The 24,363-nt window shown below is 41.3% G+C and carries 27 protein-coding genes and 1 riboswitch; of the genes, 12 read left to right on the top strand and 15 right to left on the bottom strand.

The annotated features are described in order from the left end of the window. Nucleotides 1-53 precede the first annotated feature (53 nt). A complete protein-coding gene (hemF, locus tag INP83_RS15185; protein ID WP_219124929.1) occupies nt 54-965 on the top strand; it encodes an oxygen-dependent coproporphyrinogen oxidase in 912 nt (303 codons plus the stop codon). Beyond that, nucleotides 966-1,361, top strand: coding sequence for a hypothetical protein (locus INP83_RS15180; protein ID WP_219124928.1), 396 nt, complete (start codon nt 966-968; stop codon nt 1,359-1,361). 101 nt (nt 1,362-1,462) lie between these two features. Here INP83_RS15180 and INP83_RS15175 read toward each other — a convergent pair whose 3' ends face one another. After that, entirely contained in the window at nt 1,463-2,482 is a 1,020-nt protein-coding gene (locus tag INP83_RS15175; RefSeq protein WP_219124927.1) for a TlpA disulfide reductase family protein, read from the bottom strand. Nucleotides 2,483-2,657: 175 nt separating this feature from the next. Here INP83_RS15175 and gyrA point away from each other — a divergent pair, with 175 nt between their 5' ends. The 3 genes from gyrA to INP83_RS15160 are packed head-to-tail and all read left to right on the top strand — an operon-like array spanning nt 2,658 to nt 7,799. After that, the gene (gyrA, locus tag INP83_RS15170; protein WP_219124926.1) at nt 2,658-5,300 is read left to right on the top strand and encodes a DNA gyrase subunit A; all 2,643 of its coding nucleotides are present in this window, start codon (nt 2,658-2,660) and stop codon (nt 5,298-5,300) included. A 3-nt stretch (nt 5,301-5,303) separates the two neighbouring features. Next, complete coding sequence (locus tag INP83_RS15165) at nt 5,304-6,410, top strand: lipopolysaccharide assembly protein LapB (RefSeq protein ID WP_219124925.1); 1,107 nt, start codon at nt 5,304-5,306, stop codon at nt 6,408-6,410. A 60-nt stretch (nt 6,411-6,470) separates the two neighbouring features. Further along, nucleotides 6,471-7,799: a lipopolysaccharide assembly protein LapB gene (locus INP83_RS15160; RefSeq protein WP_219124924.1), complete on the top strand. Its 1,329-nt coding sequence runs from the start codon at nt 6,471-6,473 to the stop codon at nt 7,797-7,799. Nucleotides 7,800-7,891: 92 nt separating this feature from the next. Here the strand turns inward: INP83_RS15160 and INP83_RS15155 are convergent, their stop codons facing one another. Next, entirely contained in the window at nt 7,892-8,209 is a 318-nt protein-coding gene (locus tag INP83_RS15155) for a hypothetical protein (RefSeq protein ID WP_146271196.1), read from the bottom strand. 103 nt (nt 8,210-8,312) lie between these two features. On the opposite strand from INP83_RS15155, the gene INP83_RS15150 reads away from it, so the two are divergent. From INP83_RS15150 to INP83_RS15135, 4 genes are read left to right on the top strand one after another with little or no spacing between them, the layout of a single operon-like run. Further along, entirely contained in the window at nt 8,313-8,756 is a 444-nt protein-coding gene (locus tag INP83_RS15150; protein WP_255563164.1) for a DUF4442 domain-containing protein, read from the top strand. Next, the gene (locus INP83_RS15145; RefSeq protein ID WP_219124922.1) at nt 8,756-9,202 is read left to right on the top strand and encodes a GNAT family N-acetyltransferase; all 447 of its coding nucleotides are present in this window, start codon (nt 8,756-8,758) and stop codon (nt 9,200-9,202) included. Before INP83_RS15150 ends, INP83_RS15145 begins: the two co-directional genes overlap by 1 nt. Before the next feature lie 14 nt (nt 9,203-9,216). Continuing rightward, nucleotides 9,217-9,840: a helix-turn-helix domain-containing protein gene (locus INP83_RS15140; protein ID WP_219124921.1), complete on the top strand. Its 624-nt coding sequence runs from the start codon at nt 9,217-9,219 to the stop codon at nt 9,838-9,840. 46 nt (nt 9,841-9,886) lie between these two features. Continuing rightward, complete coding sequence (locus INP83_RS15135; RefSeq protein WP_219124920.1) at nt 9,887-11,263, top strand: MATE family efflux transporter; 1,377 nt, start codon at nt 9,887-9,889, stop codon at nt 11,261-11,263. Here the strand turns inward: INP83_RS15135 and INP83_RS15130 are convergent. The 6 genes from INP83_RS15130 to INP83_RS15105 all read right to left on the bottom strand — a co-directional run bounded on the left by INP83_RS15130 (nt 11,252) and on the right by INP83_RS15105 (nt 15,876). Beyond that, complete coding sequence (locus INP83_RS15130) at nt 11,252-12,154, bottom strand: histone deacetylase (protein ID WP_219124919.1); 903 nt, start codon at nt 12,152-12,154, stop codon at nt 11,252-11,254. The genes INP83_RS15135 and INP83_RS15130 overlap by 12 nt on opposite strands. A gap of 57 nt (nt 12,155-12,211) precedes the next feature. Further along, on the bottom strand, nt 12,212-13,501 hold the full coding sequence (gene kynU, locus INP83_RS15125) for a kynureninase (RefSeq protein WP_219124918.1): 1,290 nt from the start codon (nt 13,499-13,501) through the stop codon (nt 12,212-12,214). Nucleotides 13,502-13,598: 97 nt separating this feature from the next. Then, nucleotides 13,599-14,102, bottom strand: coding sequence for a pyridoxamine 5'-phosphate oxidase family protein (locus INP83_RS15120; RefSeq protein ID WP_146271210.1), 504 nt, complete (start codon nt 14,100-14,102; stop codon nt 13,599-13,601). Between the two features lie 46 nt (nt 14,103-14,148). Next, complete coding sequence (locus tag INP83_RS15115; protein WP_219124917.1) at nt 14,149-14,751, bottom strand: DNA-3-methyladenine glycosylase; 603 nt, start codon at nt 14,749-14,751, stop codon at nt 14,149-14,151. Then, entirely contained in the window at nt 14,748-15,401 is a 654-nt protein-coding gene (locus INP83_RS15110) for an alpha/beta hydrolase (RefSeq protein WP_219124916.1), read from the bottom strand. Before INP83_RS15110 ends, INP83_RS15115 begins: the two co-directional genes overlap by 4 nt. After that, nucleotides 15,394-15,876 (bottom strand): GAF domain-containing protein, encoded by a 483-nt coding sequence (locus tag INP83_RS15105; protein ID WP_219124915.1) that lies wholly within the window; start codon nt 15,874-15,876, stop codon nt 15,394-15,396. The genes INP83_RS15110 and INP83_RS15105 overlap by 8 nt, the downstream gene beginning before the upstream one ends. Before the next feature lie 74 nt (nt 15,877-15,950). On the opposite strand from INP83_RS15105, the gene INP83_RS15100 reads away from it, so the two are divergent. Continuing rightward, nucleotides 15,951-16,661, top strand: coding sequence for a DUF3291 domain-containing protein (locus INP83_RS15100; RefSeq protein ID WP_219124914.1), 711 nt, complete (start codon nt 15,951-15,953; stop codon nt 16,659-16,661). Further along, nucleotides 16,658-16,906: a hypothetical protein gene (locus tag INP83_RS15095; RefSeq protein WP_219124913.1), complete on the top strand. Its 249-nt coding sequence runs from the start codon at nt 16,658-16,660 to the stop codon at nt 16,904-16,906. The genes INP83_RS15100 and INP83_RS15095 overlap by 4 nt, the downstream gene beginning before the upstream one ends. A gap of 242 nt (nt 16,907-17,148) precedes the next feature. Here INP83_RS15095 and INP83_RS15090 read toward each other — a convergent pair whose 3' ends face one another. From INP83_RS15090 to INP83_RS15075, 4 genes are all read right to left on the bottom strand, one after another. Further along, complete coding sequence (locus INP83_RS15090; protein ID WP_219124912.1) at nt 17,149-17,838, bottom strand: NAD-dependent deacylase; 690 nt, start codon at nt 17,836-17,838, stop codon at nt 17,149-17,151. Between the two features lie 155 nt (nt 17,839-17,993). After that, nucleotides 17,994-18,560, bottom strand: a complete 567-nt coding sequence (locus tag INP83_RS15085; protein ID WP_219124911.1) for a DUF6580 family putative transport protein — start codon at nt 18,558-18,560, stop codon at nt 17,994-17,996. A gap of 51 nt (nt 18,561-18,611) precedes the next feature. Next, a complete protein-coding gene (locus tag INP83_RS15080; RefSeq protein WP_219124910.1) occupies nt 18,612-19,709 on the bottom strand; it encodes a DUF5074 domain-containing protein in 1,098 nt (365 codons plus the stop codon). A 10-nt stretch (nt 19,710-19,719) separates the two neighbouring features. Further along, on the bottom strand, nt 19,720-21,732 hold the full coding sequence (locus INP83_RS15075; RefSeq protein ID WP_219124909.1) for a TonB-dependent siderophore receptor: 2,013 nt from the start codon (nt 21,730-21,732) through the stop codon (nt 19,720-19,722). A gap of 94 nt (nt 21,733-21,826) precedes the next feature. Then, nucleotides 21,827-22,028: riboswitch (cobalamin riboswitch) on the bottom strand. A gap of 110 nt (nt 22,029-22,138) precedes the next feature. Between INP83_RS15075 and INP83_RS15070 the strand changes: the two genes are divergently transcribed. Then, nucleotides 22,139-23,017 (top strand): SRPBCC family protein, encoded by an 879-nt coding sequence (locus tag INP83_RS15070; protein WP_219124908.1) that lies wholly within the window; start codon nt 22,139-22,141, stop codon nt 23,015-23,017. A gap of 61 nt (nt 23,018-23,078) precedes the next feature. Here INP83_RS15070 and rplT read toward each other — a convergent pair whose 3' ends face one another. The 3 genes from rplT to infC form a co-directional block, all read right to left on the bottom strand. Continuing rightward, nucleotides 23,079-23,423, bottom strand: coding sequence for a 50S ribosomal protein L20 (gene rplT, locus INP83_RS15065; RefSeq protein WP_117381412.1), 345 nt, complete (start codon nt 23,421-23,423; stop codon nt 23,079-23,081). Between the two features lie 77 nt (nt 23,424-23,500). Then, the gene (gene rpmI / locus INP83_RS15060; RefSeq protein ID WP_090525627.1) at nt 23,501-23,701 is read right to left on the bottom strand and encodes a 50S ribosomal protein L35; all 201 of its coding nucleotides are present in this window, start codon (nt 23,699-23,701) and stop codon (nt 23,501-23,503) included. A gap of 95 nt (nt 23,702-23,796) precedes the next feature. Next, nucleotides 23,797-24,363, bottom strand: coding sequence for a translation initiation factor IF-3 (gene infC, locus INP83_RS15055; protein WP_146271231.1), 567 nt, complete (start codon nt 24,361-24,363; stop codon nt 23,797-23,799).

Here is a 24,363-nt window from a genome sequence, read left to right as displayed (position 1 = left end):
TTTGGCCTTCCTTAATCATTCACTAATTCAATATTTCGTTAATTCACTCATTAATGACAAAGGAACAAATAGCCGCCGATTACCAGCAGATACAGGACGAGATATGTGCCGCACTTGAGGCCACTGACGGCAAAGCTACATTTGAGCAAGAGATTTGGGAGCGGGACGGTGGGGGCGGAGGCCGCACACGTGTTATCCAGGACGGTAACATCTTTGAAAAAGGCGGCGTAAATTTCTCGGCCGTACACGGACAACTGCCACATACGGTAAAAAAAGCGCTGAATGTAGAGCAGGACGACTTTTTTGCCACAGGTGTTTCCATCGTTATTCACCCCAATCATCCGCTGGTACCCATCATACATATGAATATCCGGTATTTTGAGATGCCATCTTCCTTTCATAATAATAGTAAACCCGTACGCTGGTTTGGCGGGGGCATTGATCTTACGCCGCACTATGTGTTTGAGGATGATGCGAAATTTTTCCATCAGCAATTGAAAGATACCTGCGACAAGTTTCATGCAGATTTTTATCATCGCTTTAAAGTTTGGGCCGATGATTATTTCTGTATCAAGCACCGTAACGAAACAAGGGGTATTGGAGGCATCTTTTATGATCGCTTAGTGGCTACAGACGATATCACATGGGAACAAGTTTTTGAATTTTCCAAAGCGGTTGGTCGTACCTTCGCCCCAACTTACATAGAGTTGGTAAATCGAAACCGCAATAAGCCATTTACAGAAGAACAACAACTTTGGCAATACCAGCGCCGCAGCCGCTACGCAGAATTTAACCTGGTTTATGACGCGGGGACTAAATTCGGTTTGGAAACAAATGGGCGTATTGAATCTATATTGATGAGTTTGCCGCCCACCGCCAAATGGCTTTACAATTTTCAGCCACAAGCCGGTAGTGAAGAAGAAAAAACACAAGGTTTTTTAAAAAAGGGTATTAATTGGGTTTAAATGAAAAAGCTTTTCTTATCTTTTTTGATCTTAGTAGGTTTAGCATCATTTAAAGTTGATGGTGGGTTATCGGGCAGGTGGGAATATAGCGGAGGTATCTACAACGGAAAGCCTGCTGCACCTTCTACAGAATACACCTTACGCAGGCAATATAACGCTGAGCACTATGCAGGTACTTACATTGAAAAAGATGCCCAACCGCTCACTTATGAAACAGGTGATTACAAACTACAGCTCGATAGCTGTTTTGAAACACAAACCTACAGCGCACAGCCATCTAAATGGCTAAATGTTACACTCAGGTATCATTTTAACATTCGTAACGATACCCTAATCTTCAACGGAAAACTGCCTAACGGAACGGTTGTAGAAGAGTATTGGAAAAGGGTGCATTAAATTCCGTGTAACCTCAGCTGCTAAAGTACGTCAGATACAAAAACTCGTCGATATAACGATATCCATATCCGGCAGCACGCCTCAGTGCAGATCACGTCGGTTTAATTTATTTCGAAAGGTTTTAATGCATCAGCAACAGTGTTTGCTGTTCTTATGATTTCCCCTTTGCTGTTCAATAAAACATAGCTTGGATAATCGCTTATACCTAAATGCGTGGTTAGCGTTTTGTTGCGCGCCTGCAGATAATTATCCCAGTCATATTTATGCTGGCTAAGATATTGGTTCCACTCAGGCAGATGTTTTTTTTCATCTGTGCTAATGCTTATTATTTTTATTTTTCGTGCCGATATTTTGTCAAGATTTTCGCTTATCCACATGTGATCACGCCTGCAAGGCGGGCAGTCTAAAAACCAAAAATCAATCAGGTAATAGTCGTGGTCTTCTAATTTAATTGAGGTAGCTTTACCCTGCCTGTTGACGAAAGCGAAATCGGCGATATAAAAATTTCTATCCTTCAACAACTCAGTTAATTTCGAAACTGCGATTTGATGAAACATAAACCAACTAAGATCCTTTTTTTGGTTAGCTAAAACCGTTTTTAACTCTACAAGATTACTCTTTGAATTTTGGTTGTAGTTGATGTAATCAACAGCCAGATACATCGACCATGTTTTTTCGAGGTAGCTCTGTAACTCTGTCATCACGGCAGCGTTAAAAGCTGCGCTGTCTTTACGCAACACGGCAACATTTTTAAGAAAGTTCCGCTTGTGATAATAAAACGGAGAATTTAGTACTGTGTCTATCACAAACTTAGCTGTATCGGTTAAGTGCGCATTAACAATCACCTTTCCGGCATCTAACCAAAGTTGCTCTTTGTATCTTTTATTTTTTACGTAATACTTTATGTTATAACAATCGATCTCGCGTTTCCTGAAATTAAATCTAAGCGTGTCTTTGTAAGGCAAGTTGTAATGCTCAGTATTACTAACATCGTCCATGCTTACGCTATCTATCTTAATTGAATTTTTAATTGTTAAAGTGATGGTAGTTTGCGCAATGCTGGTTAATGGCATAACGAAAAGAGTGATAGTTGTAAGCAGATTTCGGGTGAGTTTTTTCATGGTGATAAAGCTTACCTAAATGTAGTAAATTAAAGCAGGTGCCGGTGTTAAAAACATGCAGAATGTTAGTAAAAAAACCACTTTTCTCTGTATAATTTGTTATCTTCGCAGGTCGCTTTAGTTACAAATAAACCTATTTTATAGAGCGCCAAAACTGTCTACAGAAAACTTAAAAATGGCTGAAGATTTAGAAAACGAGAACTCACATAAAGAAGACCGAATAATCCCGATAAATATTGATGAACAGATGCGATCTGCATACATTGACTATTCAATGTCTGTTATCGTATCAAGGGCATTACCCGATGTGCGCGACGGCTTAAAACCAGTACACAGGCGCGTACTTTTCGGCATGCTTGACCTGGGCCTTAGCAACAACAAACCATACAAAAAATCAGCTCGTATAGTGGGTGAGGTTTTAGGTAAGTATCACCCGCATGGCGATACTTCTGTATATGATGCCATGGTACGTATGGCGCAAGACTGGAGCTTACGCTACCCATTTGTTGAAGGACAGGGTAACTACGGATCGATAGATGGCGACCAGCCGGCAGCAATGCGTTACACAGAAGCAAAGCTTCAGAAAATAGCAGAAGAGATGCTGGCCGATATCAACAAAGATACGATCGATTTCCAACTGAACTTTGACGACTCATTGCAAGAGCCAACTGTACTGCCTGCAAAATTCCCTAACCTCTTGGTTAATGGTGCATCAGGTATTGCAGTAGGTATGGCAACCAATATGGCACCACATAACCTTAACGAGGTTATCGATGCCACGCTGGCTTATATCGATAACCGGGATATACAGGTTGAAGAACTTATTAAACACGTTAAAGGCCCCGATTTCCCTACCGGAGGTATCATCTACGGTTTTGAAGGCCCGCGTGCTGCATTAGAGACTGGCCGCGGCCGTATAGTTATCCGCGCAACTGCCGAGATAGAAACTTACAATAATGATCGTGAGCGTATTATTGTTAGCGATGTACCTTACCAGGTGAACAAGGCGCTGATGATAGAGCGTACAGCCGAATTGGTAAACGAGAAAAAAATTGAAGGTATCTCTGCTATCCGCGATGAATCTAACCGCCAGGGTATCCGCGTGGTTTACGAGATAAAACGCGATGCAAATGCTTCCATAGTTTTAAATAACCTTTATAAATATACTGCACTGCAAACTTCTTTCAGTGTAAACAACATTGCGCTGGTTAACGGCCGCCCAATGCTGCTGAACCTGAGAGATCTGATTCACCATTTTGTTGAGCACAGGCATGAGGTTGTTATACGCCGCACCAAGTTTGAACTTGCCGAGGCTGAAAAACGCGCACATATTTTAGAAGGTTTACTGATAGCGCTTGACCACCTTGACGAGGTTATTAAACTTATTCGTGCATCGGGTACGCCAGATGAAGCACGTGAAGGCTTGATGACGCAATTTGGTTTAAGCGATATACAAGCACGTGCTATCCTGGATATGACGCTTCGCCGTTTAACCGGCCTGGAGCGCGATAAGATCCGCGATGAATATGATGCATTGATGAAGCAGATAGAATATCTAAAATCTGTTTTAGCTGACGAAGGCCTGCGGATGGGTATCATCAAAACAGAGCTTGCCGAGATACAAGAGAAATACGGTGATGAACGCAGAACCAAGATCGTTCACTCGTCTGCAGAAATGCAAACCGAAGACTTTATTGAGGATGAGGATGTTGTTATCACCATTTCACATGAGGGTTATATCAAGCGCACGTCGTTGACAGAGTATCGCCGTCAGGGCAGGGGTGGTAAAGGCTCATTAGGCAGCAATAGCCGTGATGCAGACTTTATAGAACACCTGTTGATCGCATCAAACCACAATTACATGCTGTTCTTTACAGAGAGCGGTCAATGTTTCTGGTTGCGTGTGTTTGAGATTCCTGAAGGTACTCGCACTTCAAAAGGCCGTGCTATACAAAACATCATCAATATCCCTAAAGAGGAAAAGATAAAGGCATACATCAAATTAAAATCGTTGAAAGACAGGGAGTACCTGGAGAACAACTTCATTATCATGTGTACCAAAAAAGGTGTTATCAAAAAAACATCTTTAGAAGCTTACTCACGCCCGCGTGCAAACGGTATCAATGCTATCAACATCAACGATGGCGACTCACTGCTTGAGGCAACTTTAACCACCGGCACAAGCGAAATTGTAATGGCGCTACAAAGTGGCCGTGCTATCCGCTTCAATGAATCCACGGTAAGGCCAATGGGGCGCACCGCGACAGGTGTACGTGGTATAAGCCTGGATAGTAATAACGATGAGGTTGTTGGTATGATAAGTATCAATGACGCCGAAACAACTGTATTGGTAGTATCAGAAAAAGGTTATGGTAAACGTACTGACATTGAGGATTACCGCGTTACTAACCGTGGTGGTAAAGGGGTTAAAACTCTTAACATTACTGAAAAAACCGGAAACCTTGTTGCCATAAAAGGTGTTACTGATACAGAAGATCTGATGATCATCAATAAATCGGGTATCATCATTCGCATGGCTATTGCAGAACTCCGCACGATGGGAAGAGCTACGCAAGGGGTGAGGTTGATAACCTTGAAAGGCAACGATGAGATAGCTTCAGTAGCAACTGTTGCACACGTAGAGGATGAGGAGCTTGATGAAGCGGTAGTTGCAGAAGCAATAGCAGATAAGGAAATTGCAGAGACCACTGACGCTGATATTGACGCAGGTACCGAAGAACTGGATATAAAACAAGATACAAAAATTGACGAAGGTAACGCAGACGATGCCGCTACCGAGGATGACCAAACGGAATAGCTTATGCAAAAAAGCAAGTTAGGGTTACTGATAATTGGATTGTTTATCACTTCTTTCGCTTTTGGGCAAACAGAGGCATTAAAGAGCGTGGTAAACAATCTTGCTTTTTTCAAACAAAAGGCAGATCTGGCTTATTTATCTCGCGCTAAAAAATCAGCAGATAGCTTAGTAGTCACCAAAAAGGACTCCAACGACATTCAAAAAAATGTTTACAGGTTAATCGTATACTCAAGTATACTCCAGCTTGATTCTACTAACAAGCTTAATCAGTCTGATAATTTTTTGGATAAGACAGCAGCCTTGTACGAAAAATTTGCTGCAAAAAGTAAGATCTTCAATTACCAGGCAGAGATGGATTATTCTCGCAGGTGCCTTTCAAACGCTTATGTACGCAAGGGATTTACCTTAAGCCAGAGTAAGGATTTCAAAAATGCTGCAATTGCATTTCAGAATGCTAAGAAATATGCACCCGGTCAAAAAAATATCAATGTTTACTTGGCTTACGCTAATAATAAACAAGGCAACTTGCAGGATGCTGCTAAGTATTATGATAATCTGATCAATACCGACAGCACAAAGCTTGAATACCTGGAAACAGCGTCGTCAATTTATAAGTCTCTCGGTGATACCGCAAAGGCATTGCAGATTGTTAAAAAGGGTAGGAGATTGTTGCCCAATAGCAAGCAACTTTTGCAGGACGAAGCCAATATATACAATAACAATCGCGATTATAAATCTTTAGAGCCATTGTTGCCGCAACTTATTGATAACAATCCTAACAACTCTGATATTACATTTGTAGCAGCTAACTGCTATGATCACTTAAACCAATTCGACAAAGCAGAGTCTTTATATCTTCGTACTATAGAACTTAATGGAAATGCATACGACCCTGTTTTTAACTTAGGATTGATGTATTTGAAAGAAAGCACAATTAAGAAAGATGATGGCAACAGAAATATTACCAATGCCATTTTATGGTTAGAGAAGGCAAACGAGATGTCGCCAAGAGATAAAAATTGTTTAGAAGTGCTTTCCCTTGCTTATGCAAAAACCGGTAACCAGTCACAGTTGGAGCGGGTTAACAACCGCCTTGAACAAATAAATTAGTAACCTGATAAACGCGACTTTAAGTCGCAACACACTCATTACCAATCTAAAACAGTAAAAATGAAGATTAAATTTTTAATGATAGGCATATTAGGCCTTATTTCCACGGCAACTTTCGCTCAAAAAGGCGAGTTGAGTACGGCGCAATCTGAACTTGATAAATACCAGGGACTTAAAAGCCAGCCAACGTTGGCTAAACCATCGTTAACAAAGGCGCAGGAAGCAATTGATAAAGCTGCAGCAAATGAAAAAACTGCAACTATGCCCTTAACCTGGGCTGTAAAGGCATCAGTTTACGCAGCATTAGTTGAATCAAGCGATCAAAATGCCCCTGAAACCGCATTGCCATATTTCAATACCGCAAGTGAGGCTCTAAAAAAGGCGGAAGACCTTGATAAAAAAGGCGAAAATAAAAAATGGATAGATGACGCTAAGAATATTCTTGGCCGCTACCAAGCTAACAAGGGAGCGAAGGAGTTTAACGCCGGCAAATTTGACGATGCTTATAAATCATTCGATTACTTCCGTAGTATGAATCCGGAAGACACCACTGCCATGCTTTATACGGCAATGGCGGCTTATAACGCTAAAAAATATCCTGAAGCAGCTACAAATTACAGCAAATTGCTTGCTACAAAATACTCAAAAGCCGATAGCACTTATTCTGACATGGTTAACGCTTATTTACTTGCAAAAGATACCGCAGGTGCAATTAAAGCAATTGATGAGGGTTTAGGGAAATTTCCTAAACAAGGGAAATTAAGGGCATACCAAATTGACCTGGCATTAAGACAAGGCAAACAGAAAGAGATTATTGAAAAACTTAATAATGCTATAGCTGCCGATCCTAAAAACAAGGATCTATATTATTACGCAGGTATAGCATACGGTCAAGTTGCTGATTCTTACACTGCTGCAAAAATTGCTAAAGCTGCGCCGGCTGCTAAAGCTACTATGGAAGCTGAGAAAAAGCAATACTCTGATAAAGCTGCGGAGATGTATAAAAAAGTATTAGATTTAAATCCTAATTCTTTTGAAGCTAATCTAAATCTTGGGTTTGTTTACCTTTCGCCGGCAATTGACACTTACAATGCTGCTAATAAATTGCCAGCCAACAAGCAAAAAGAGTATACCGCTCAAGTTGCCAAAGCAAACGCAATGTTTGATATGGCTAAACCTTACGTGTTAAAAGCAGTGGAACTTAATCCAAAATCTGAAGACGCACTTAATGGTTTAATGACTTATTATAAAGGTAAACGCGATGAGGCAAACGCAGCCAAAGTAGCTGCACAAATCAAAGCATTACAAAAAGTAAAGAGAGGGCCTGTAAAAGCAGGCCTTCTTTTAAAGATATTACTTAACATAATATTAATTATAATAAATAAGTAATTGATACTAATAAATAGAAATTGACCAAATCTCAAATAAATAAAAAGCTCAAACCATTACTGATTTGAGCTTTTTTTAGAGATGTAATTCAATTACATCGGCTTTTTAGTTGTATCTTTTTTCATGGTATCTGTTTTCATAGTATCAGATGCCTTGGTAGTATCAGTTCCTGCTGGTTTGGTCATAGTTGCTGTTGAGTCTGTTGCGGTGCTATCAGAACCATTAGTAGCTTTTTCTGAGCTACAACCCGTCACAACCGAACCGATAATCATTGCAGTTGCTGCAAAAGCGAAAATTTGTTTTTTCATGGATATAAAATTAAAATGTAGGTTAAATCTTTTTTGTAACAGCTTTAATAACCAAAGTACTGCCTTATTGTTTAAATGTTTTTTGATTTTTTTAGAATACATGCTCAATTTAATTTCCACATTTTGGAGCGTTACGTTTTAAAAAAGCGATTTTTTTCGATATTTATCAACGATGGTTGTTTCAGAAACGATGCTCAAATGGCTTATGAGGATTTATCCTCCCCTACTATTTCAACGTGTTTGGGTAAAGCGCTTTTATAAAGACTTCAGGGGCGTAGAAGTTAAGGTTTTCAAAAGTATTCTGAACAAAAATTATAACGGGACAATATTCGGCGGGACGATATTTGCAGCTGCAGATCCATTTTTGCCGGTGTTATTTGACAGGGTTCTGCAATCCAGCGAAAGAAAACTCCGGATATGGTCGAAGTCGTCTCAAATTAATTTTTTGAAACCGGCAAATACAACTTTACATTTTAGCGTTACTTTAACTGATGAATATATAAACGACGCAATACAGCAACTACAACTTTGTGGTAAATACGAAAAGTCGTTTATCGTAGAAATTTTGAACAGTAAAAACGAGATTTGCGCCTCGCTCAGCAACGAGGTTTATATACGCGACCTAAACTTTAAAACCCTTGATCAATAATGCCGGTATACATGAACGATAGCCAATTTATTTATAAAGGTTATCAGATATCAACAGACAACTCGCTACTGGATTTTAATGCAATATTTAATTACCTTGATGGCGAATCGTATTGGGCAAAAGGAATACCGCCCGAAAAACTGAAGAAGGCTATAGACAATTCTCTTTGTTTCGGCGTTTATAAAGATAATAAGATGGCAGGCTTTGCGCGTGTGATAAGTGATAAGGCGACGTTTGCTTACCTTTGTGATGTATTTATATTAGAACCTTATCGCAATATAGGCCTGTCAAAGTGGTTGATACAAACCATCACTTTGCATCCCGATCTGCAGGGTTTACGTCGCTTTGTGCTTGCTACGCTTGATGCGCATGGTTTGTACAAGCAATTCGGTTTTGAGCAGATAACTCGCGCCGAGCGCTGGATGGAGATATTTACGCCATACTAAAGAAAAGAACTGAAATGAACTTAAAGAGACAGATACTTGAGGGTGAAGGCGTAAAACTCGACTTTAAGAAAACCATAACAAGCTGCGAAAAGATAGCAAAAACAATGGTTTCTTATGCTAACAACATTGGCGGCCGTTTACTCATTGGTGTTCTTGATGATGGTACCATAAAAGGCGTTAAAGATGAGACGGAAGAGCGTTACATGATTACCAAGGCCGCGCATTTCTATTGCCGTCCGGCTCTTGACCCGATCTTCGAGGAAGTATATTATGATGATAAGATCATACTGATGGTAGACATTCCTGAAAGCAGGGAAAAACCCCATTATGCGCTTGCCGAAGATGGCAAATGGTGGGTTTACATCAGGATTAAAGATAAGAGCGTGTTAGCAAGCAAGGTTGTTGTGGATGTGCTTCGCCGTGGTGCTGATGAGAAAGGTGTACTGATAGAATACTCGTCTAAAGAAAAAGCTTTGCTTGAGCATCTCGACCAAAAAGAACGTATTACCGTAAAGGAATTTTGCACCCTGTTAAATATAGGCCGCAGGCGTGCACAGCGTATCCTCGTAGACCTGGTGCTGTCAGGCGTACTTGCAGTACATACTACAGAAAAGGAAGAGTTCTACACAGCCATGTAGTTTAGCGGCTTATTGCTTACCTTTGCCGGCTCTTCATTTGCTGGCCATGAACAGTTTTTACCAAAAATATCATTCTTATTATCGCGATAGTTTAGGGCTCGCTCTACCGGTTGTGCTTTCTCAGGTTGGCCACACGCTTGTGCAATTGTCTGATACTATCATCGTTGGCCAGTTTGCAGGCACAAATGCACTTGCCGGCGTATCATTATCCATTAGTACGTTCCTGGTTCCACTGGCTATTGGTTTGGGTATAAGTTACGGCATTACGCCGCTTATAGCACAGCACAATGGCCGTAAGAACTTTGCAGAGTGCGGCAGATTGTTAAGCAATAGTTTAATACTTAATATACTTACCAGTTTTGTACTTTTCGCTGCTGTGTATACAGTAATGTCTTTGTTTATCACACATCTGGATCAATCGCCGGCAGTGGTAGCGCAGGCAAAACCGTTTTTATTCCTGCTGAGTTTGTCAATGGTTCCGCTAATGATATTTGATGCATTTAAGCAGTTTGCTCAAGGTCTCGGCTTCACCAAACAGGCGATGTATATCACTATTGTAGGTAATGTACTTAATATTTTGGTGGGGATTATTTTGGTTAAGGGAATGTTTGGTATAACGCCCATGGGCATCCGGGGAGTTGGCTATAGTACACTCGTTGACCGTTGCCTGATGGCGATTGCTATGGGTATTTATGTTTTCCGTTCCCCGGCTTTTAAAAAATACCTAACAGAGTTTGCTTTAAAAAATGTGCATTGGCAGCGAATGAAGCAATTGCTTAAGATCGGGATGCCGGTAGCCTTGCAAGCTACCTTTGAGCTGAGCGCTTTTGGCGGGGCATCTATCCTTATTGGCACCATTGGCTCTATTCCGCAGGCTGCGCATCAGATAGCGATATCATTAGCCAGTATGACCTACATGATGGCCAGCGGCATATCATCGGCTGCGGCAGTAAGATCAGGAAATTATTTTGGAGCCGGCAAACACCGCGAGTTACGATTATCAGCTATATCAAATTATCATATTGTTATCGTTTTCATGTGCATCACAGCACTGATATTTACTATTTGTAATCAATGGCTGCCGTGGATCTACACTACAGATAGAAATGTTATCGCTATTGCAGCACAGCTACTTGTGGTTGCGGCGTTCTTTCAACTATTTGATGGTACACAAGTGGTTGGCCTGGGTATACTCCGTGGTATGGGCGATGTAAATAAGCCAACCATAATCACCTTTATATCCTATTGGATCATCGGTTTACCCGTGGCCTACCTGCTCGGCATCCATCTAAAAATTGGCGTTACAGGTGTTTGGTATGGATTGGTTTGCGGGTTAGCGGCATCATCTATTATGCTTTTCCTCAGGTTTCAATCTATCAGTAAAAAGCAACAGATCGTTATAGTTAATGATCTAAAAATATAGTTCCATCGCCACACGGTAGGTGTTGCAGTGAGCTTCAACAATGTCTTTAATTTGTGGAGAGTAACCTCCGCCCATACTTACCTGAACAGGAATACCGTTATTTTTGCATATTGATAATACAAACCGATCACGCTCCTTACAAGCTTCTTTGCTGAGCGATAATTTGCCCAATTTATCAGACGACAGCACATCAACACCTGATAGGTAAAAAATAAAGTCCGGGTTGTGTTTGCTGATCAATCCAGGCAGCGTATCCTTGAGTAAAGAAAGGTATGCATCATCTTTAATACCATCTTCCAGGGGTATATCCAGATCTGATCGTTCCTTCCTGAAAGGAAAGTTCTTATCGCCATGCATTGAGAATGTGAAGACCCTCGGCTCATTCTCGAATATTTGAGCAGTACCGTTACCCTGGTGAACATCTAAATCAATTATTAAAATAGATTTACATAACCCTTTATCCAATAAGTAGTTAGCCGCAATTGCCTGGTCATTCAGCATACAAAAACCTTCACCCCAATTAGTTCCCGCATGGTGCGTTCCGCCAGCCACGTTGAAGGCTACGCCGTATTGCCTTGCGAAGTAGCAACCATTAATGGTGCCTTGCGCTATGCGTCGTTCACGCTCAATAAGTTGTTCAGTCAACGGAAAACCGATGCGTCTTTGCTCTTTTGGCGGCAATATAAGGTCTCGCAGTTGATGCCAGTAATTAGCATCATGTGTTAATAAGATAACATCGTCGGGAACGGCTGTCGGCGAAAAAAGATTGTCCTCCGATATAAGTCCCTCACGTATTAACTGACCGGGTATCAGTTCATACTTCAACATCGGGAAACGATGTCCCTCCGGTAGCGGATGCGCATATATCGGGTCGAAAGCTATTTTAAGCATTCTTATTAAATAACCTTTAAGACTGATTGTTTTATTAGGGTTGTAAGATACCTGACCTTAGTATCCGGTAGCGCTGATAGCCTTAAAAAGCGCTTTAGCGGCTAAATAAACATCTGTGAAAGAATTATAAAGTGGAACGGGACTTATGCGGATAACGTCAGGTTCGCGCCAGTCGCCTATAACACCGTTAGCCACAAGATAATCAAAGGTCGCCCGGGCGTTTCGTTTGCAAACTACTGAAAGCTGGCTACCACGTTGGTTTTGATCTTGAGGCGTGATGATGCGATAAACTTCTTCGCCCAGCTTTTGATTGATCTGCGCGATCATGTATTCCAGGTAACCTGTTAGCTTGTCGCCTTTTGCGCGGAGTTTCTGAATGCCTCCTGCCCTTTCAAAAATATCTAATGATGCCTTGTGCATGGCCATCAGTACAATCGGGCTGGTACTTACGTTCCATCCTTGTGCACCGATCTCAGCATCAAAGCCTGGTTGCATCAGAAATTGTTTATCGCGGCGATAACCCCACCATCCGGCAAATCTATCCAGCTTGTCATTGCCAAAATGCTTCTCATGCACAAATGCACCACTAATACCACCAGGCCCCGAGTTCATGTACTTGTATGAACACCATGATGCAAAATCGGCCCCCCATTCATGCAGTTTTAGCGGAACATTACCAGCAGCATGGGCAAGATCAAACCCAACCATTGCCCCTGCTTTATGACCGGCCTTTGCAATGGCTTCCATATTAAAAAGCTGCCCTGTGTAGTAGTTGATCCCGCTGAATAGCACCAAAGCGATTTCATCAGCATTATCTTCTATTTGGGCAATGATATCCTCTGTTCGCAAAGTCACTTCACCATTTCTTGGTGCAACCTCAATTATGGCGTCTTTTGGGTCATATCCATGAAAACGAACCTGGCTTTCAACGGCATATTGGTCTGACGGGAATGCGCCGGCTTCCATCAATATCTTAAACTTTTTATTTGTTGGTTTATAGAAGCTTACCATCAGCAAATGAAGATTAACTGTAAGTGAATTCATGACAGTTATTTCATTTTCGTTAGCACCCAGCAGGCCGGAAAGTGAAGGAAGTAAAGCTTTATGATAATCGAGCCAGGGCTCGTTTCCCATAAACCACCCTTCCACCGCATAAGCCTCCCAATTAACCAATTGCTGTTTAATGTATTCACCTGCAGCACGTGGCTGCAATCCCAATGAATTACCGCAAAGGTAAATTGCCTTCTCTCCGTTATACTTTGGAAACAGAAACTCATCGCGAAAACTTCTCAATTCATCCTGTTCATCCTGTAATTGTGCAAATTCAATTGTATCCTGGTAAATCATAATTCAATATTAGGCAATAATAATTTGATGGAAAGTAGCGGCATAAAAAAACCACAACATTAATTGCTGTGGTTTTATACAAAGAATAAGAAATACCTTAATTAAGATCTACTTTACCGTGTTTGCCTTCGTCATATTGTTTGCCGGTTAACCTGGCTTTAAGCATGTTGAAAAGCACTACCATGCGGCTGCTGCTGCTATCCCAATACTCAGCGTCGTTAGGGATAACTTTCAGTAAGGTCAATTTCGGATCATCCAAACCTTCCGGAAAGAAAGCCTGTACAAACGGGTTCCAAAGCTCTTTCATTTTAGCTTTATCGTCCTCAACTTTTGCTTCACCAACAATGCTCAGGTAAGTATGATTTTCAACATCAGAATATGTAAGAGATACGGTGTTCTCCATCGATATCTCACTTACTTTAGGTGAATACTCATTGGTAAAAAACCAAATGTTTCCGTCACCATCAATGTCTGCTGTACCCATAGGGCGGCTGCTAAAGCCGTGTTCCTCGCTGTAAGTGGTTAACATTGCTGTTTTAATTTCTTTAACCTTGTCTCTTAGGTAATCAAGGCCTTCTGTTCTTGACCAATCGCTGCTCATAGTGTGTTTTCTGTTTTAGTAGGTGAGCAAATAACCAGCTAAGTTGTTATTTGTTGGGCTTGCTCACGTAAATATTTTGTTTTACAAAAAAACGGTATGGCAGAAATGCACCTTCACCGGCGTAATCCACACCAATGCGCGGTGCAGCGGCAACTTCGTCATCAGCAAAAGCTAAACCACGGTCTTCTATCCAAATGAGATCACCCTGCAGGCTTTCACCATTTATTTTCCTCGAGATACCCATTGCTTTTGCAACAGACCCCGGCCCTTTGGTGATATTAGGCTTCAACTGTGCCATATTACGCCTTTGAAGCATTGTCTCTATCCCATCAGTTGGGTTAATAGCACGTATCAGGATAGCGTGCGGTTCTCCTTCTGATGAACTGACGATGTTCAGCATTTCATGTATACCGTAGCAGAGGTAAACATAAATTATGCCACCAGCTTTAAACATGGTAGATGTGCGTGGTGTAAAGCGCCCGTCATAAGCATGAGAAGCCTTATCAATAGCCCCAGCATAAGCTTCTGTTTCAACAATATAGCCGCCGGTTAGCTCACCATTTATACAGGTGTAAAGATACTTGCCCAATAAGTCGCGACTTAGGGCTACAACATTGGGGCTTTTATAGTACAGTTGGGGTAGTTTCATGCCTTAAGGATATCGGCAAGCAGGGTGTTAATTTCATTAGCTCTATCAAATACCATGATATGCGTGCCGCCTTTAATAACGGCGGTAGGATTTTTAATGTTTTTGCAAGGAAACACAAGGTCTTTATCACCAATGATGTGATGGAGATTGGGAGGGATAACATCGTTGCGCCAATGCAGCGCTGCTTGCGCTCCCCATTTTAAAAATGAAGGAGAAGAATCGGCAAGCATACTCTTGATCAATAATGCATCTTCATCACTTAAATGCCTAAGCATCGGTTTTACGAAAGCGCCAAGTTTAGTAAATAATCGGGCGGGCGTTATATCATAAACAGGAAGCTTTCTTAGTATCTTAAAATACCATGGCTCCTCGCTACTTGTTTTTATTGTCGACGTGAGTATGAGCTTTCTAATAGGCATCAGCTTGCCAATTTCAACTGCGATAATGCCACCGAGGGAATCACCAATTACTACATCATCAACTGTTATATTATATTGATTAATAACATGTTGTGCAACATCATTTAAAGTATCCGCTCTTCGAGGATTCAATGGTTGAATGCCGATTTTTTCATAATTGTTGGGAAGTAAAATATGCGTAAATATCCTACTATCTGCCCCCAAGCCCGCTATCAAAAATACTTTAGGCATTAAATTTTATGAGGTTAATAACTTCCTGCAAATATTTAGCATCGGTTTCATTAAAAGCGCTTAATTCCTCACTATCTACATCCAACACGCCAATTACAGCGCCTTCATATATGAGGGGTAGAACGATCTCAGAACGTGACAAAGAACTGCAGGCAATGTGACCGGGGAACGCTTCAACATCGGGCACTATCAGCGTCTCGGCTTTGGCCCAGGATGTACCGCAAACACCTTTTTCTTTTGCAATACGTGTGCAGGCTACAGGCCCCTGGAAAGGACCCAAAACCAATTGGTCATTCTTTACAAGGTAAAACCCTACCCAAAACCATTTAAATTGCTCCTTAAGCGCTGCAGCTACGTTAGCGAGATTAGCTATCAGGTCGGTTTCGCCAAATAATAATGCTTCTATCTGCGGAATGAGCGAACGGTATTGCTCCTCTTTATTTTCGGAAGTGGTTATTTTAAGATCTTCTGCCATGTGGCAAAAGTAATTACACTGCGCTGAAAGTAAATAAGCTAAATCTCATATTTAATTTTTTAATTCGCGGTTACATGATCATTAGTTTAACTATAGTCCGTTACCGTAAGCTGTTTGTACCATTCGCATTGTTTGCCATGGCATTGCACCGGCTGCCGATGATGTTACAAGATGGCTGTACATTTTGGAAACTATTAGGCACCGGTCGCAACGGAACGTTTGACCTGCAGCCCGACTGGCAGCAATGGGGCTTGTTGGCTGTTTGGGAGGATCGTGAGGCTTATGACCGCTTTGCAGCCAGATCATGGGTGAGCAGATGGTGGAGAACGCTCGCCAAAGAACAATGGACAATACTTTGCCGACCTTTGCAAAGCCACGGCAAATGGGACGGTAAAGAGCCATTTGGCAAAGCCAACGTAAAAGATATAGAAGGGCCTGTTGGTGTGCTTACACGGGCCACTATACGAACCTCAAGGTTGAAAAATTTCTGGTCGCACGTTGATGAAGTAGCCAACCTGATGACAGGAGCGCCCGGATACATCACCTCAATTGGTGTTGGTGAAGCGCCTGTATACAGGCAGGCAACTTTCTCGGTTTGGGAAAGCGCAGCGCAAATGAAAGCCTTTGCCTACGGCAGTAAAGAACACGCCGAGGTGATCAAAAAAACAAGAAGCGAGGACTGGTATAGCGAGGAGTTATTCGCTCGCTTTAAGATATTGGAAAGCATTGGCAGCATTAATGGGAAAGATCCATTAGACGCCATTTTAAATACTAAAGATAAATGAGAGTTGTAGCAGAATTACCTCATCCGGATTTTAAGATCACCATTATGAGTATGAACCAAAAGTTTATTGTAAAAATGGAACAAGGTACATTGGAGCAAACATACAAAGTGCCCGAGATGGATCTGACCGACGGTGTAAATTCAGTGTTTGAAATACTTGATGAGGCTTTTCTCTCCAAGGTTTCGGCACGCTTTTGCGAAATGGGTAAGGACTATCAAGAGGCTTATTATCGATACAATTATTGATTGATATAAGTAAATATAAAATACTGTATATTAATATCTTATAATTTATTTCAAAACGCCACCAAATTTAATTTGGTGGCGTTTTAAGTATAGAATTTTTTTTCATCAATTGGAGTCTTTCGATATAAACAAATCAACTTGAGATAGTTGATTTAAATTTCTGACAATAAGAATTTTAATATTATTTTGAACCCTTTTAAGAATTTAATTTGGTCTTCAAAAAAAGATAAAAAAAGCTAAATTTAGCTTTCGTTAGTTAATAAATTATCTACCAGCATTGGCATACCTATAGTTGCTTTGAAGGGCATTTCTACAATAGATCTATTAGCCACTGTTGGAATGTTTGGATCGATGATGTATTTTGTAACCGTTCGCGGTACATAATTGATCAATCCGGCAGCGGGGTATACGGCCAAAGAAGTTCCAACTAAAATAAAGATGTCTGCCTGGGAACAAAGTACAGCCGCGGGTTCAATCATAGGTACGGCTTCTCCAAACCAAACCACATGCGCACGTAACTGCGAACCCAATTCGCAGGTCTCCCCCATTTTTATCTCCCAACCATCTATAGGGTAAGTACGCTTAGGATCGATGCTGCTTTGCGACCTTGTTATGATGCCATGAAGGTGTAGCACGTTTTTGGACCCGGCGCGTTCATGCAAGTCATCTATATTTTGTGTGATGATCTGCACGTCATAACTATCCTGCAACTTTGCCAGGGCGAAATGCGCAGCATTTGGCTCCGCTTCTAAGACCGATTTCCGTCGTTCATTGTAAAATTGTTGTACCAGTTCCGGGTTGCGAGCCCAGGCTTCGGGTGTGGCAACATCCTCAACGTTGTAACCCTCCCATAGACCATCGCTGTCCCTGAACGTTTTTAAGCCACTCTCGGCGCTTATCCCGGCACCGGTGAGCACTACTACTCTTTTCATAAATTAGAATGTCTGAACCCGAATTTATGGAATTAAAAGAATTTAAAGGTTAGAGTCAATAATTCTCTCAATCCAATAAATCTTCAAATTAGAGTTCAGATATAAAAAAAGCGGTTAGATACCTAACCGCTTTTAAATATTGTTAATAATGCTTATTACAAAGCTAATTGGCGCTCGGTGCGCAAAACGTTGTACCTGCTCTTAGCCAACTCAAAACCACCGAATAAGATCGCACCATAGATGGCATCACCTATCAGCATATTGGTTTCAAATGGATAAATAGCTCTTACCAACAAGGTTCCGTAATTAGTCCAGGTGTTAGGCATGCCGTACACGAACGGAAGATCCATCACCAGCCAGTGTATCAATACAGAAACTATGGATGCAGCAATAACATTGAGTGCAGTAACGTTTTTAACGAATGTACCTACCCAAACCATCAGCATAAAGCAAGCATACATAAACAGTGAACTGCTGTAAAATGTAAACTTACCGGCATACAGGTAATTAATAATGATATCGCTTACAAAAAGGGCCACAAGCGGTACCATGTATGCTTTCCATTTATCTGTAAAGTAAGCACCACCAAATAAGGCCACAGCACCTACCGGGGTAAAATTACTTAAAGCCGGAAACTGCATGTTTACCAGGCGCATTGCTATGGCAGCCAGCACCATGGTTATTAGTACTACGTTACGTGTATTGTTGTTTTGGTTTAACATATAAACTTATTGTTGCGCAAATTTACCTAATAAGCAGTGTAAATAAAAGAGCTATTTGCTGAGTAAAACAATTGTACCAGGGTTAATGCCGGTATCCATTACATAACCTTTTTTATTAACGTCCTGGTTTTTACCAGCATCGTTAAAAGTGTACAATCTTCCGTTTGATGAATAGTCAATAGCATCTGTAACGTAAATCTGCTGAGTAACAGGATCTACTGCTAAAGCGTACGGTGCTTTAAAGATGGTGCCATCAGTGATGAAGTTTTCTGATTTTGTTACTTCAGTCTTCACATTATACACAGCAATTTTACCTGCATCAGTAATGTAATATGCGTTATCGCCTACTACTATGAATGATGTGCCATAACCCGCATCGATATCTTTAGAAGTTTTCACCGCATCGGTTTTGTTATCGATGATGATCAATTTAGGTTTTGATGGATAGTCGGTACCGTAAGCCAATACGTAAATATCGCCATAATTATCGGCAGCAATATTTATAGGATTAGTACTTGTAATATCTACTTTCTTTATTTCGGTAAGTGTAGTTAAATCAATGACAGAAACTGTTTTATCGGGATTAGCATAATCTAAACCGCCGGAGTTAGCTACATATAATTTCCCATTCGATATAACCATCTCTTCTGGGTTACGGCCTACGGTAATGTATTTATCTACGGTAAGGCTTGCTGTATCTAAAACAGACACTGTGCCATCATAAGAGGAGATAAAAGCTTTGTTTTTATTGAATACGATGCTACGTGGTTGCCTGTCAACACCTCCATTGGTCAGCTTTATTTGTTTGATTGATTTTGCAGTTTTTGCGTCAACTACCTCAATGGTACTTGAAACATTAACTGCAATGTACATTTTGGAACCGTAAATTTTGGCATCGTTACCCGTATCACCCAAACCACGACCATTAACAGTTTTAAAAATGTCGGGCGTTGTAGTTTGCGATGCGATGCTAAAAAAGCTAAGGGAGCTATTGTTACGGCTAAAATTCCCTTCGTTCAATATATAAATGCCGTTTGCCGGTGCAACCGGATCTACAGGATCTGGCGTTATCCTATCCTTACGGCACGATGAGAACACCGAGGCGAGTGCTGCTATTGCGATTAAACCTTTAATTTGAAGTTTGTTCATGTTGATATATTTAAATTGTTATTTGCATGGTTAAACGATACGAGCGACCAGGCATGGGATAGCTCTGGATGATCGCGTAATATTTATCAAAGATGTTGTTTGCCTCTACAGAAAGCCGCAAAGGCAAATACTCAAAGCTCGTATTATAAAGTATTGAAGCGTCACCAACGGCATATCCAGGCACATCATGTTCCGGATCATTATCGCCGTTGTAATTCCTTTTAGATGAGATTATCTGATTGTAGTAAATACCCAGCTTTTTGAAATTTATGCCGGTATTTAATGCCAGCGTATGTTTGGGGGTATAAGCTATTTGCTGCAGATAAGTACTTAATGCAGGGTCGGTAACATCAAGCGCTTGCTGATAAGTATAATTTGCTGTTAATGATAAACTCCAGCTGCCAAAATTTCGTGTGGAAGTCTTTAAACCAAAATCCAGCCCTTTAACATCCACTCTGCCAATGTTGCTAAAAGAAAAAACAGCCGGGTTAGCACTGGGTATGCCGATGATCTTGTCGCGCACGTTGTTGTAATAAACGTCTGTACTAAGAAAAACGTAGCTAAGCAGCCCATTCAGATCTTTGTTGTAAGTAGCTCCCAGGTCGTACTGATTTACAAACTCCGGTTTGATAACGCGATCGACAAAGGCAAAATAGTAAAGCTCATCAAGCGTTGGTGCCCTAAAGATGTTTTTGTAAAAGGCCCGAAGCTTAAGCTCTTTAGAAGCAAAGGGTTGAACCCCTAATATAAGCGTTGGCGATAACACCGGCGATTGCTGGAGGGCCTTGCCTCTTTCAACCTTTTCGTTAATGTAAGTGTGCAGTAAATTACCGGCAAGTTCCCACCTGTTAAACTTTAACTTACTTGCCAACGCGTTTAGTAGCGTGAACCGAGATGGGTAGGCATACTTGTAGACATCAGCATCTACTTTGGTGTAAGAACCATCAACAGCGTAATATACAGCCCAATTGTTGGTTAGGTTGTAAGATAGTGCTGCCGACTGGTAAGCTTCGCGCTGTTTGTAATGCTGTAGAATATAACCCTGCGTATTAAAGTAAGGCGAATCGAGATAGCGGGCCTTTAATTGCGAAACCTTGCTGTTTAACAATAATTGCAAACTGTTCTTCCAGATGTGTTTGTAAGAAGCTTGCAGGAATATATCATCATTATCCAGCTTTTCTCCGGGCGACTCGGTGTAGAATACCACGGCACCAGGCAAGCCTCGTTTGGCGTTATAAAAATTAGCATGTACACTAAACAGGCTGCTATCATTTTTATTCCAGTACAATGCTGCGTCTGTTTGTAGTGATCTTACCTGGCTGTTATGCCTCGTTGAAAGGGTATCGCTGCCATCATTCGGCGTGTCAAATTTATAACGTCCGTTTGCGTTGATGTAGTTGTTGGTCACAACTGCTGTCCAACGCTTGCTTAATCTTTGTTGATAGAGAACATAAGGATTAAAAAGACCAAAACTGCCGCCCTTTACACCTGCTGTTATTTCATAAGCCTTCTCTTTACCTAATTGGGCAGGTACAGTTTGCAAACTCAGCACACTTGCTGCGGCAAACGCCCTTGCTGGTTGTAACAAGTTATCAGGCTGGCCGTTATAAAATGTTATAGAGCGTATATTGATCAGGCTGAGTTTGCTCAGATCTATTTGTCCGGTCTCGGCATCGTTGAGTTGCAGGCCGTCGTAAAACACTGCGGTGTGTCCTGCGCCTAATCCTCGTACTGATATTGTTTTTATCCCGCCTATCCCGCCGTAATCTTTTATGTTAACCCCGCTTAAAGTCCTAACGGCATCTGCTACGTTGAACGAACCTGATTTTATAAAATCCTGGCTGTTGATCTGCTGAACCGGCGTTATTGATGGTACTACAAGTGCCTTGTTTGCGTTAACAGAAACTTCATGAAGCGTACGGCTGGTATCTGTCTGCCCAAAAACTATTATTGCAGGCAGCGTAAATACTGGTACAAGTATAGCCTTTAAAAAAACACTCCGGTGAAATTTGCTGCCTTTCATAACTAACGATCATGGCAGCGTAGGATATAGATGAGAAAACCCAGCAATATAAATTACCGGAAAATCGCTTCCATGCTTCAATCCGCGAAAGCCATGAATAATATTACGCTAAGGCAGGTATTCTGACTTGCTCCCCTCCATCCTGCCTTCCCATTCGCCGGCTGGCAAACAGTGACAATAACTTGGACATTGGTTAACGGAGCTTACAGCTGCGGGACAGTTACGGATTTACACCGTATTCCCTTTTAATTTAATACCGCATTTGCAGCATTAACACCTAAAGCGTGGCAAATGTAGTGATTTGACATCTAAACCCAAATTCTTAAAATCAAGCTGGTTAAAATATTTGATAATAAAGCAAAATTTGGCATGGTTATGATGGTTATAAATCTATAACAGAAACATTATGACAACATTAACAGCACCAAATAGATGGAGAGAAACAACGGCCGATATCGAGCGTCGATCTGAAAGCATCAATCTCTCCCAGGCCGAGCGTACGTTATCTATAGCAGCAGGTGCCAAACTTGCCCTAAGCGGCCTTAAAGGAATATTCAAAAGTCCGTTTAGCAGTATTATAAAATTAGGTGCAGGCGGTTATTTACTTAACCGGGGTGTTACCGGCCATTGCGACCTATACTCTGCAATGGGCCGTAACTCACTTGAGCCGGTTAATATTAACATACGCTCATCTTATATGGTGAATAAGCCACGCCAGGAAGTATATGATTTTTGGCGCAAGCTGGATAACCTACCATTGTTTATGAAGCATTTGGAGAGCGTAGATATCATCAGCGAAACCAGATCACATTGGGTGCTTAAGCTGCCAATTGGTTCGGCACACGTAAGCTGGGATGCAGAAATTGTTAAGGATGAGCCGGGTTACAGCATCGGTTGGAGCTCCTTACCCGATTCCATGATAGATAATGCAGGGAAGGTTACCTTTCAGGACAGCCCGGATGGCGATGGTACACTGATAGATGTAGTAATATCTTACCGCCCACCAGCCGGTGGCTTTGGTGGCAGTATTGCCCACATTTTAAACCCGGTATTTAAAAACCTGGTTGATAATGATATCCGTAACTTTAAACAATACATGGATATAGATGGCGGCATAGCATCAGATCAAAGTTATCCTGAGCAAGGATATGATCAACCCGTAGCCATCATTATTGAAGAGACAATTACAGATGAGCCAGAATACACAAATTCTGACAAACATCAGTCTCATTTTGATGATCTGGATGGTAAGCCGGGCAACGGTGCGCCAAGCGTAGGATTGTAAACGCTATAAACAGAAAAGCCCCTGCCGTTTGGCAGGGGCTTTCTTATGCGTTGTGCTAAAATTACTTTACAGCGTCAACAATTGCTTTGAAAGCATCCGGATTGTTCATCGCTAAATCAGCTAATACCTTGCGGTTTAAACCAATTTCTTTAGCGGCTAACTTACCCATTAACTGAGAGTAAGAGATACCGTGCTGACGGGCACCGGCGTTGATACGTTGAATCCAAAGAGCTCTGAATTCGCGTTTTTTGGTTTTACGGTCGCGGTAAGCGTATTGTAAACCTTTTTCAACTGTGTTTTTAGCAACAGTGTAAACTTTACTGCGTGAACCCCAATAACCTTTGGCGAGGTTCATGATTCTTTTCCTGCGTCTTCTCGACGCTACTGCGTTAACTGAACGTGGCATTTTGTTTTCTTTTTGGTAGTGAGTGTTCCTGTGGTGGGGAAGCTTTTGACTCTAATACCTGGTTAAAAATTAATTAATTACTTGCCGATACAAAGCATGCGTTTTACGTTACCCATGTCAGCATCAGATACTAAACTTGTCTGACCAAGGGCACGCTTACGTTTTGTCGACATCTTGGTTAAGATGTGGCTTTTGTATGCGTTTTTTCTGGCAATTTTACCGGTTCCAGTAAGCTTAAAGCGCTTTTTAGCACTGGAATTGGTTTTCATTTTTGGCATAACTGTTATTTATTTGTTTTAGATGTTTACGCTATCTCAGCGTTTTATTTTCATCTGCACGTCTGCACTTTCGCGCTTCCGCACATTTGTAATTTTTATTTCTTTGCTGCCTTAGGTGCTACTGTTAAAAACATTCGCTTACCCTCAAGCTTTGGCAACTGTTCTACTTTACCAACTTCTTCAAGTGCCTGTGCAAAACGAAGCAATAATATCTCACCTTGTTCTTTGTAAACAATTGCACGGCCTTTAAAGTGAACGTAAGCCCTAACCTTCTCGCCCGATTCCAAAAACTTGGTGGCATGCTTTAATTTAAAATCAAAGTCATGGTCATCAGTGTTCGGTCCGAAGCGGATCTCCTTAATAACCGTTTGCTTGGCATTGCTTTTGATCTCTTTAAGCTTCTTCTTTTGCTCGTAGATAAACTTATTGTAGTCAGTTATCTTACAAACCGGTGGATTAGCGTTTGGAGATATCTCAACCAGGTCAAGTTCCTGTTCTTGTGCAAGTGCAAGTGCATCTCGTAATGAGTACACACCCTGCTCAATGTTATCGCCTACAAGGCGCACTTCAGGCGCTTTGATGAATTGGTTGATATTATGTTCGGCTTCTTTTTTCTTAAAAGGAGGCCTTGGTCCTCTATTGAAAGGTCTGTTTAATGCCAA

This window comes from Mucilaginibacter sp. 21P (assembly GCF_019331605.1).
GTDB lineage: Bacteria > Bacteroidota > Bacteroidia > Sphingobacteriales > Sphingobacteriaceae > Mucilaginibacter > Mucilaginibacter achroorhodeus.
This window is presented reverse-complemented; position numbering and strand designations above follow the sequence as displayed.